Source organism: Phocaeicola sp. RTP21198st1_B8_RTP21198_201120, assembly GCF_040929485.1.
Taxonomy (GTDB): domain Bacteria; phylum Bacteroidota; class Bacteroidia; order Bacteroidales; family Bacteroidaceae; genus Phocaeicola; species Phocaeicola dorei.
On the sequence record NZ_JBCOCI010000083.1, the window covers coordinates 13,911 to 21,919 of the forward strand.

An 8,009-nucleotide genomic window follows, 5' to 3' on the forward strand; every position below is an offset into this window, starting at 1 on the left:
GACACTTTGTAGTATAAAAATTAATCGAAGAAGTTTTTGAACTTCTTGAATATTTTTTCTTTAATGCTTGTATTCGGTTTGAAGTTATCCGATTCTTGCATTTTCTCTAGTGCTTGTTTTTCATCTTTATTCAATGTTTCTGGAATATATACGCTTATATTGACTAATAAATCACCTGTACCGTTACTGTAACCATAACTATTGACGTTGGGCAATCCTTTACCTCTTAGGCGTAAGACCTTACCTGGTTGGGTGCCTGGTTCAATTTTTACTTTTACTTTGCTATCAATAGTTGGTATTTCTACAGTACCTCCTAAAGCAGCAGTCGGAACGCTTAGTAACAGATTGTAAATCAAATCATTTTCATCGCGTATTAGGTCTGGATGGGATTCTTCTTCTATGACAACAAGTAAATCACCGGGAACACCGTTATGTTTGCCCGCATTTCCTTTTCCATTGACAGAAAGTTGCATTCCTTCAGCCACACCGGCAGGAATTTTCACTTCCACGACTTCTTCTCCGTATACAATACCTTCTCCTGCACAAGCTTTACATTTGTTCTTAATGATTTTCCCTTCTCCGTTACATTGTGGACATACGCTTTGTGATTGTACCATTCCAAAAATGCTTTGTTGGGTGCGGGTGATACTTCCTGTTCCATGACAAGTGGGACACGTTTCCGTTCCTCCTTCTCCTTCGGCTCCTGAACCATGGCAATGGTCACATGTTACGTACTTTTTCAGTTTGAATTTCTTTTCTACTCCCGTAGAAATTTCTTTTAAGTTCAGTTTTACTTTTACACGGAGGTCTGAACCACGGAACTTGCGTTGTGCGGAACGTCCGCCACCGCCGAAACCTCCAAAGCCTCCGAAACCTCCTCCATGTCCACCGAAGATGTCACCGAACATAGAGAAAATGTCATCCATGGACATACCTTGTCCGAATCCTTCAAAACCGCCACCGGCGGCTCCACTCATTCCTGCATGTCCAAATTGATCGTAACGGGCGCGTTTATCCGGGTTGCTCAACACATCATAAGCTTCGGCTGCTTCCTTGAATTTTTCTTCCGCTTCTTTATCCCCCGGATTCTTGTCCGGATGATATTGTATTGCTTTTTTGCGGTATGCTTTTTTTATAACATCAAGGGTGGCTGTTTTGTCCACCTCCAGAACTTCGTAATAGTCTCTTTTTGCCATGTCGTTTTATGATACTGTTTTATTGAGCCACAACTACTTTGGCGTGGCGTATTACTTTGTCATTCAGCTTATAACCGGTTTGTACACAGTCCAATATTTTCCCTTTCTTCTCTTCAGAAGGAGCTGGAACTAATGCAATTGCTTCGTGATAATCGGTATCAAAGTTCTCACCGTCAGTCTCTATTTTCTGAAGTCCTTCCTGGTTCAATACTTTCAGGAATTTGTTGTAGATCAACTCAATTCCTTCACGCATTGCTTTTACATCATCCGAAGTTTCTGAAGTTTTTACAGCACGCTCCAAGTCGTCCAAAATAGGGAGAATGGCAGTAATGGCCTTTTCTCCACCATTCTTAATCAATTCGGCCTTCTCTTTCATGGTGCGTTTACGGTAATTGTCAAATTCGGCTGAAAGACGCAGGTATTTGTCATGCAGCTCTTCTATTGTTTTCTGAGCTTCCGCCAATTCCTTATTCACCTTCTCTTCAGCGTTCAGTTCTTCTGTTGCTTCTTTCTGAGTTTCTTCATCAATGGCAGCTTCTGCCGCTTCCTGATTTTTCAAAACTTCCTCGTCTTGAGGTTGGTTCTTCTCTGTTGGGTTCATATTCTTATTAAACTTTTTGTTTTTCTTATTTTTACTCATAACAGTCAGGTCTTTTAGGTTAATTTACTGCTAACAAATTTCGTGCCTAGTTGTTTCCTTAGAGTGATAATTTTGCAAAAGTACGGAATTTCTGCCACACTGGCATACTTTTCTGAATTAAAATACCTACCTTTGCAATTTCAAAATAGAATAATTATATAAATAAGGTATATTAGGATGATTACAGTTTCGAACTTGGCCATTCAATTTGGTAAAAGAGTGTTGTATAATGACGTAAATATGAAGTTCACCAATGGTAATATTTACGGGGTTATCGGTGCGAACGGCGCCGGAAAATCTACTTTCTTGAAAGCAATTTCAGGTGAGCTGGAACCGACTAAGGGTTCAGTGGTATTAGGACCGGGCGAACGTCTGTCTGTATTGAGCCAGGATCACTTTAAGTGGGATGAATATACAGTCATGGATACGGTTATGATGGGACATACTGTGTTGTGGAACATTATGAAACAGCGTGAAGAACTGTATGCGAAAACTGATTTTACAGATGAAGATGGCTTGAAAGTTTCTGAACTGGAAGAGAAGTTTGCCGAACTGGATGGTTGGAATGCCGAGAGTGATGCAGCTTCTTTGTTGAGTGGGTTGGGCATAAAGGAAGACAAGCATTATATGTTGATGGGGGAACTGAGCGGTAAGGAAAAGGTGCGTGTCATGTTGGCACAGGCACTTTACGGTAATCCTGATAACTTGTTGTTGGATGAACCTACCAATGATTTGGATATGGATACGGTGACTTGGCTGGAGGAATATCTTTCTAATTTCGAACACACGGTGTTGGTGGTAAGTCATGACCGTCACTTTTTGGATTCTGTTTGTACTCATACTGTAGATATTGATTTCGGTAAAGTGAATATGTTTGCCGGTAACTATAGCTTCTGGTATGAATCAAGTCAGTTGGCACTTCGCCAGCAGCAGAACCAGAAGGCTAAAGCTGAAGAGAAGAAGAAAGAGTTGGAAGAATTTATCCGTCGTTTTAGTGCCAATGTGGCTAAGAGCAAGCAGACAACCAGCCGAAAGAAGATGTTGGAGAAACTGAATGTAGATGAAATTAAGCCGTCGTCCCGTAAATATCCCGGTATCATCTTTACTCCGGATCGTGAACCGGGTAATCAGATTTTGGAAGTATCCGGCTTGCGTGCGGAAACTGAAGACGGTATGGTATTGTTCAATGATGTGAATTTTAATGTAGAAAAAGGAGATAAGATTGTCTTTTTGAGCCGTGATCCGCGTGCCATGACTGCTTTTTTTGAAATAATCAATGGAAATCGTACTCCGCAGGCTGGTAAATTCGCGTGGGGCGTTACTATTACTACGGCTTATTTGCCTTTGGATAATACGGATTTCTTTGAAAGTGATTTGAATTTGGTAGATTGGCTGAGCCAGTTTGGCGAAGGTAACGAAGTCTATATGAAAGGTTTCTTGGGGCGTATGTTGTTTTCCGGAGAGGAAGTATTGAAGAAAGTGAATGTGCTTTCCGGAGGTGAGAAGATGCGTTGTATGATTGCCCGTATGCAGTTGCGTAATGCGAACTGTCTGATTTTGGATACTCCAACTAACCATTTGGACTTGGAATCAATTCAGGCTTTCAATAATAATCTGAAGACTTATAAGGGAAATGTGCTGTTCTCTTCCCACGACCACGAATTTATTGAAACGGTGGCGAACCGTATTATTGAATTGACCCCGAATGGTATCATTGACAAGATGATGGAATATGATGAATACATCACTTCTGATCATATTAAAGAAATGCGTGCGCGTATGTATGGAGATAATTAAATTATAAATATGAGCTGAAAAAGAAAGAGTCATTGGGAGCCATTGTTCCTGTGGCTCTTTTTTTATGGTTTAGCCGCAATTCTCATTCTGTATGAATCATAATGAGTTCAAAAATCTATGATAATGGACGATAATCCATGTCGTTATATTAGAATTAGGATTATTTTTGTGTCCATTAAAAACATGAAATGATACTTATGAAAAACTTAATTTTGATTTTGATTTTTGCAGCTGTTAGCTTGAATACGATGGCTTCCAATCCTGTACATGTGATTATAACTGCCGGACAGTCTAATACCGATGGACGAACTCCTAATGAAGATTTGCCGGCATATATTAAAGCATTGGCTACGGACACACTGACGTATACCGAAGGTGCCTACCGTTATTGTCAGATAGCTCAGAATGACGGGAAAGGAGAATTTATTCCTTTCTGGCCTCGTGCCAAACGTAGCGGAAAAAATAATATGTGGGCTTTTGATGCAGTGACATATTATTGGTTGGAGCAGTTGTTGCAGGAGAAATTTTATGTGGTGAAATGGGCTGTTGGCGGAACTTCCATTGCACCTGATTATAATGCTTCCAAGGGACGTTTTTGGTCTGCGGCTCCTGAATGGCTGGCACAGGCTAAGCCAACTTCTGATGGAGGAAATTCTTTGTTGCTTTCTTTCATTCAAGAGATAGACATGTGTATAGACAAAACTCTTTCCCGGCTGAAGGATGGCTATCAGATAGATGCATTTCTTTGGCATCAGGGGGAAAGTGATTATGCTAAAAGTAAAGATTATTACCGTAACTTGAAGACAATGGTGGCTTATGTGCGTATGCATCTGACAGAAAAAACCGGAAAGGATTATTCTCGTTTGCCTTTTATTTTTGGTACTGTTGCCCGAAGTAATAAATATTTCAGCAGAGAAGTGGAGAATGCGATGAAGCAATTGGCTGCTGAAGATCCGAACATGCACCTGATAGATATGTCAGGCGCAGAATTGCTAAATGACAGACTTCATTTTACGGCTCATTCGGCAGAGTATTTGGGACAACAGGTATATAAGCAGTTGGAACAAATTATTAAAGGAGTTATCGTCAGGACTGATGAATTGAAAGGAAAACGTTTGGGAATTATTGGAGATAGTTATGTGAAGAATCATAAGGAACCTGTTAAGAATACCTGGCATTATAAATTTGCCGAGAAGCATGGTATGGAATATTTAAATTATGGCAAGAACGGCAGCAGCATTGCTTATAGTAGCCCGCGTTGGGGGGAAGCGATGTATGTAAGATATAAGGAAATGCCGGATGATTTGGATTATGTTATTGTTGTGGGTGGGCACAATGATGGTTTTAAATTGGATTCAATTGGCGGTATTGATGTATTTAAAGAGAGGCTGGCAATGCTGTGTGAAGGGCTTATTGAAAAGTATCCCACAGCTAAGATTTTTTTCTTTACCCGATGGAACTGTAAAAACTTTGCGGGAAGTGATGCTGAGAAAGTGGTGGATGCTATGATTGAGGTTTGTGGAAATTATAGTATTCCTATTTTTGACAGCGCCCGAAAAGGAGGAATTTATGCAAATAATGATCATTTTAGAAAAATATATTTTCAGAACAGCAAAAATAATACAGATACTGCACATTTGAATGAAAAAGGTCATGAACGTTTCTTGAAAGTAGCTGAGAGTTTTATATTGCAATACTGAATAATGTAAATGTAATGAATTATTTTTGAAATGTGATGACGCAGAAATAATCCATTTACAAATTACTTACTGTTCGGAGGAAAAAGTGAGGTATTCTTTCTCCGCTAGGGAAAGTAATTCTCTTTTGATTTTCTAATAGTCGGTTTGCTTTGTTGTAAATGTCAACTGAAATGTCTTGCTCTCTGGACTTGGCAAAAGAGTGATTGGCAGTAATGATGCGTCGGGATGAAAGTTTCAGTGTCCAGCGTATATCTTCAGCAGCTACATAATGCCGAGTAGGACGCATGACGTGAATGCGCAATATATATCCTTTTGCCAGTGCCTCATTGACTGTTTGCAGATTTCCTGCCTCTAGCCGGATACCAATAGCTCATTTGGACATAGTGTAATCTTGCGCTTGAATGCTTCCCATCCATGATACGAGGTCTTTCGGATTATTTAAAACTGGATTTATTAACTGTTGGCTGTGCAGACGGATGGTAGGTATCATTTCAGATAATTTCCATCAAACGATAAAGGTAAAAGTCCACTTACGTTTTCTAATATATAAATATCAGTCTTACTATAAAGCAGTATCCGCATGGGTTTTCCATATCGTTTTTCAGTTTCTAATAATACTTGCCGACAGGCACCGCAAGGAGGAATAGGTGTGTCAAGAAAATCATTTTCTGTGCGGGCAGCAATGGCAAGTGTTTTTACTGCTTGATCCGGATATTGAGAATTGGCGTAAAACAAAGTGGTACGTTCTGCACAAAGACCAGATGGGTAGGCTGCATTTTCTTGATTGGTTCCGGTAATAACGATATCATTTTCCAACAGTGCGGCGGCTCCAACAGCAAAATGTGAGTAAGGAGCATAGCTTCTTTTCGTTGCTTCACACGCAGCGTCTATCAGTTTGCGGTCCTTCTCTGTTAGTTCGTTATAATGGCAAGCCTCTATGTTTATTTCCAGTTTGATTTGTTTCATGATACGTTCCTCTTTGTTTTCCTGCAAATGTAATGTTTTGTTTTTAATCTCCCAATGTTTCTTTTCTAAAATCTGGTTTTTAATTTATTTACTTTCTTATTGCTTGTCAGAGTTGAATGTGAAAAGAATAATATGGTTACCGATAAAAAAGGAGAAAGTTGCAACTTTTTCTTTTATTTGTGCGTCTAATGAATATATAATTAAAAAAGAGAAAGATTATGTTAGCAACAACAACACCTACTATCGAAGGAAAACGTATAACCAAATATTATGGCATTGTAACAGGTGAAACTATTATCGGCGCTAATCTGTTTCGTGATTTTTTTGCTAGTATTCGTGACATTGTAGGCGGTCGTTCCGGTTCTTATGAAGAAGTACTTCGACAGGCTAAAGATACCGCGTTACGAGAAATGCAGGATCAGGCTGCTTTATTGGGAGCTAATGCTGTAGTTGGGGTGGATTTGGATTATGAAACTGTGGGGGACAGTGGTAGTATGCTGATGGTAACCGCAAGCGGCACAGCTGTCAGAATAGAAGATTGAGGTAAAGCAGATGTGCCTGTTGCAATATTTTTTAGGTTTATTGCAACAGGTACGTTTGCTTTTACTGTATTAGGGTATTCCTAATATCTCTTTGGCCTTGTTTTTACTTGAAATGAAATCTAGTGAGTTGACAATATTATCGTAATTTGTTGTGTCAGCTATATGGTCTTTCAATACTTGTAACATTTTTAACTTGTCATTATCAAAAGTATAAAGTGACATAAGTTTAAGGCATTGTGCGCAACTTAATTTTTTATTTATAATGGCCTTTTCCAGAGTTGAATCTTTGAACACGGAATTTTTTGTTTCATTGTATATCTTTTCAAATTCGTTATCGTCTATTGAACCAACGGTATGGAGGGATATTTTGCTGGAATATAGGTCTCCTACTGAAGTTTCTTTAGCTATTTCATTGTAGGAATCCATGCCTGTTACCTTTCCGTTTCTAAATTCGATAATTAGAAATTTGCAAGACGTTGCAATTCCTCCGCTCTGATATTCCCATTGTTCCAAAGAACCATCGAAACGTCGGAAATCGGGTTTTCCAAGAAGTTGGCCTATTTCTTCTGTTGTCATTCCCTGCTGTACCTTCCATGCTTTCTGCTTGATACTTCCTGTGGTATGACAGCCGACAAGTGTTATACTGATAACAAGCAATAATAATTGTTTAAATTTTCTCATATATTTATGTTTTTGTGTGTTGTTTAGGTTGAATTACCATCGGTCAGTGATTCCCAATATTTTACGTGCATCATCTTGTTTAAATAAAGAATCCAGTGTCTTGATGATTTCTTTTCCATTTTCACGGTCTACAATGCGGTTGGAAACCATTCTTAATACTTTCATTTTTTCATCGTCCCATGTAAATATGGACATGAGTCGGGCAGTTTGTTTACAGGTGAAGTAGTTGTTTACAACTCCTACAGATAATAATTCCATTTGGTCGTCCTTAAATGCTTTGTTTTTTACTTTTTTATAGAGGTTTTCAAAATCATGTGGATTCATAGCTTTGTGTTTTGGTCTGTGCGGGCCAAAATGATCAGGGTGGCTGGGTGGAACTACCGTAATTATTTCATTTGGCGGACACACTGCAACTGGAGGCGGAGTAATGTTGGGCTCAAAAGAATCCATGTTTGTTACCATTCCGTCTACAAAATCGATAATAATT

8 protein-coding genes and 1 pseudogene are annotated in these 8,009 nt (G+C 39.1%); 3 read left to right on the plus strand and 6 right to left on the minus strand.

What is annotated here, in order from left to right:
- Positions 1-20: 20 nt before the first annotated feature.
- On the minus strand, positions 21-1,196 hold the full coding sequence (gene dnaJ / locus AB5935_RS20110) for a molecular chaperone DnaJ (RefSeq protein WP_038608951.1): 1,176 nt from the start codon (positions 1,194-1,196) through the stop codon (positions 21-23).
- 19 nt (positions 1,197-1,215) lie between these two features.
- A complete protein-coding gene (gene grpE / locus AB5935_RS20115) occupies positions 1,216-1,836 on the minus strand; it encodes a nucleotide exchange factor GrpE (protein WP_038608953.1) in 621 nt (206 codons plus the stop codon).
- A gap of 177 nt (positions 1,837-2,013) precedes the next feature.
- Between grpE and AB5935_RS20120 the strand changes: the two genes are divergently transcribed.
- Together AB5935_RS20120 and AB5935_RS20125 are read left to right on the plus strand one after the other, a co-directional pair.
- On the plus strand, positions 2,014-3,633 hold the full coding sequence (locus AB5935_RS20120) for an ABC-F family ATP-binding cassette domain-containing protein (RefSeq protein ID WP_005846213.1): 1,620 nt from the start codon (positions 2,014-2,016) through the stop codon (positions 3,631-3,633).
- 188 nt (positions 3,634-3,821) lie between these two features.
- Positions 3,822-5,333: an SGNH/GDSL hydrolase family protein gene (locus AB5935_RS20125; RefSeq protein WP_007837208.1), complete on the plus strand. Its 1,512-nt coding sequence runs from the start codon at positions 3,822-3,824 to the stop codon at positions 5,331-5,333.
- 130 nt (positions 5,334-5,463) lie between these two features.
- Here the strand turns inward: AB5935_RS20125 and AB5935_RS20130 are convergent.
- Positions 5,464-5,823: pseudogene (locus AB5935_RS20130) on the minus strand (DNA glycosylase AlkZ-like family protein); the annotation flags it as partial.
- Positions 5,820-6,299, minus strand: coding sequence for a cytidine deaminase (locus AB5935_RS20135; RefSeq protein WP_008652806.1), 480 nt, complete (start codon positions 6,297-6,299; stop codon positions 5,820-5,822). The pseudogene AB5935_RS20130 and the gene AB5935_RS20135, both read right to left, overlap by 4 nt.
- 218 nt (positions 6,300-6,517) lie before the next feature.
- On the opposite strand from AB5935_RS20135, the gene AB5935_RS20140 reads away from it, so the two are divergent.
- Positions 6,518-6,841, plus strand: coding sequence for a heavy metal-binding domain-containing protein (locus tag AB5935_RS20140; RefSeq protein WP_005846220.1), 324 nt, complete (start codon positions 6,518-6,520; stop codon positions 6,839-6,841).
- 69 nt (positions 6,842-6,910) lie between these two features.
- Here the strand turns inward: AB5935_RS20140 and AB5935_RS20145 are convergent, their stop codons facing one another.
- A complete protein-coding gene (locus AB5935_RS20145; RefSeq protein ID WP_007837213.1) occupies positions 6,911-7,522 on the minus strand; it encodes a DUF4476 domain-containing protein in 612 nt (203 codons plus the stop codon).
- A 33-nt stretch (positions 7,523-7,555) separates the two neighbouring features.
- The coding region (locus tag AB5935_RS20150) for a DUF4476 domain-containing protein (protein ID WP_368327534.1) at positions 7,556-8,009 on the minus strand (454 nt) is incomplete at its 5' end.

Excerpts from the sequence above, each read along its gene's own strand:
- dnaJ (WP_038608951.1), bottom strand. The coding sequence starts at position 1,196 with ATGGCAAAAAGAGACTATTACGAAGTTCTGGAGGTGGACAAAACAGCC.
- grpE (WP_038608953.1), bottom strand. The coding sequence starts at position 1,836 with ATGAGTAAAAATAAGAAAAACAAAAAGTTTAATAAGAATATGAACCCA.
- AB5935_RS20120 (WP_005846213.1), top strand. The coding sequence starts at position 2,014 with ATGATTACAGTTTCGAACTTGGCCATTCAATTTGGTAAAAGAGTGTTG.
- AB5935_RS20125 (WP_007837208.1), top strand. The coding sequence starts at position 3,822 with ATGATACTTATGAAAAACTTAATTTTGATTTTGATTTTTGCAGCTGTT.
- AB5935_RS20135 (WP_008652806.1), bottom strand. The coding sequence starts at position 6,299 with ATGAAACAAATCAAACTGGAAATAAACATAGAGGCTTGCCATTATAAC.
- AB5935_RS20140 (WP_005846220.1), top strand. The coding sequence starts at position 6,518 with ATGTTAGCAACAACAACACCTACTATCGAAGGAAAACGTATAACCAAA.
- AB5935_RS20145 (WP_007837213.1), bottom strand. The coding sequence starts at position 7,522 with ATGAGAAAATTTAAACAATTATTATTGCTTGTTATCAGTATAACACTT.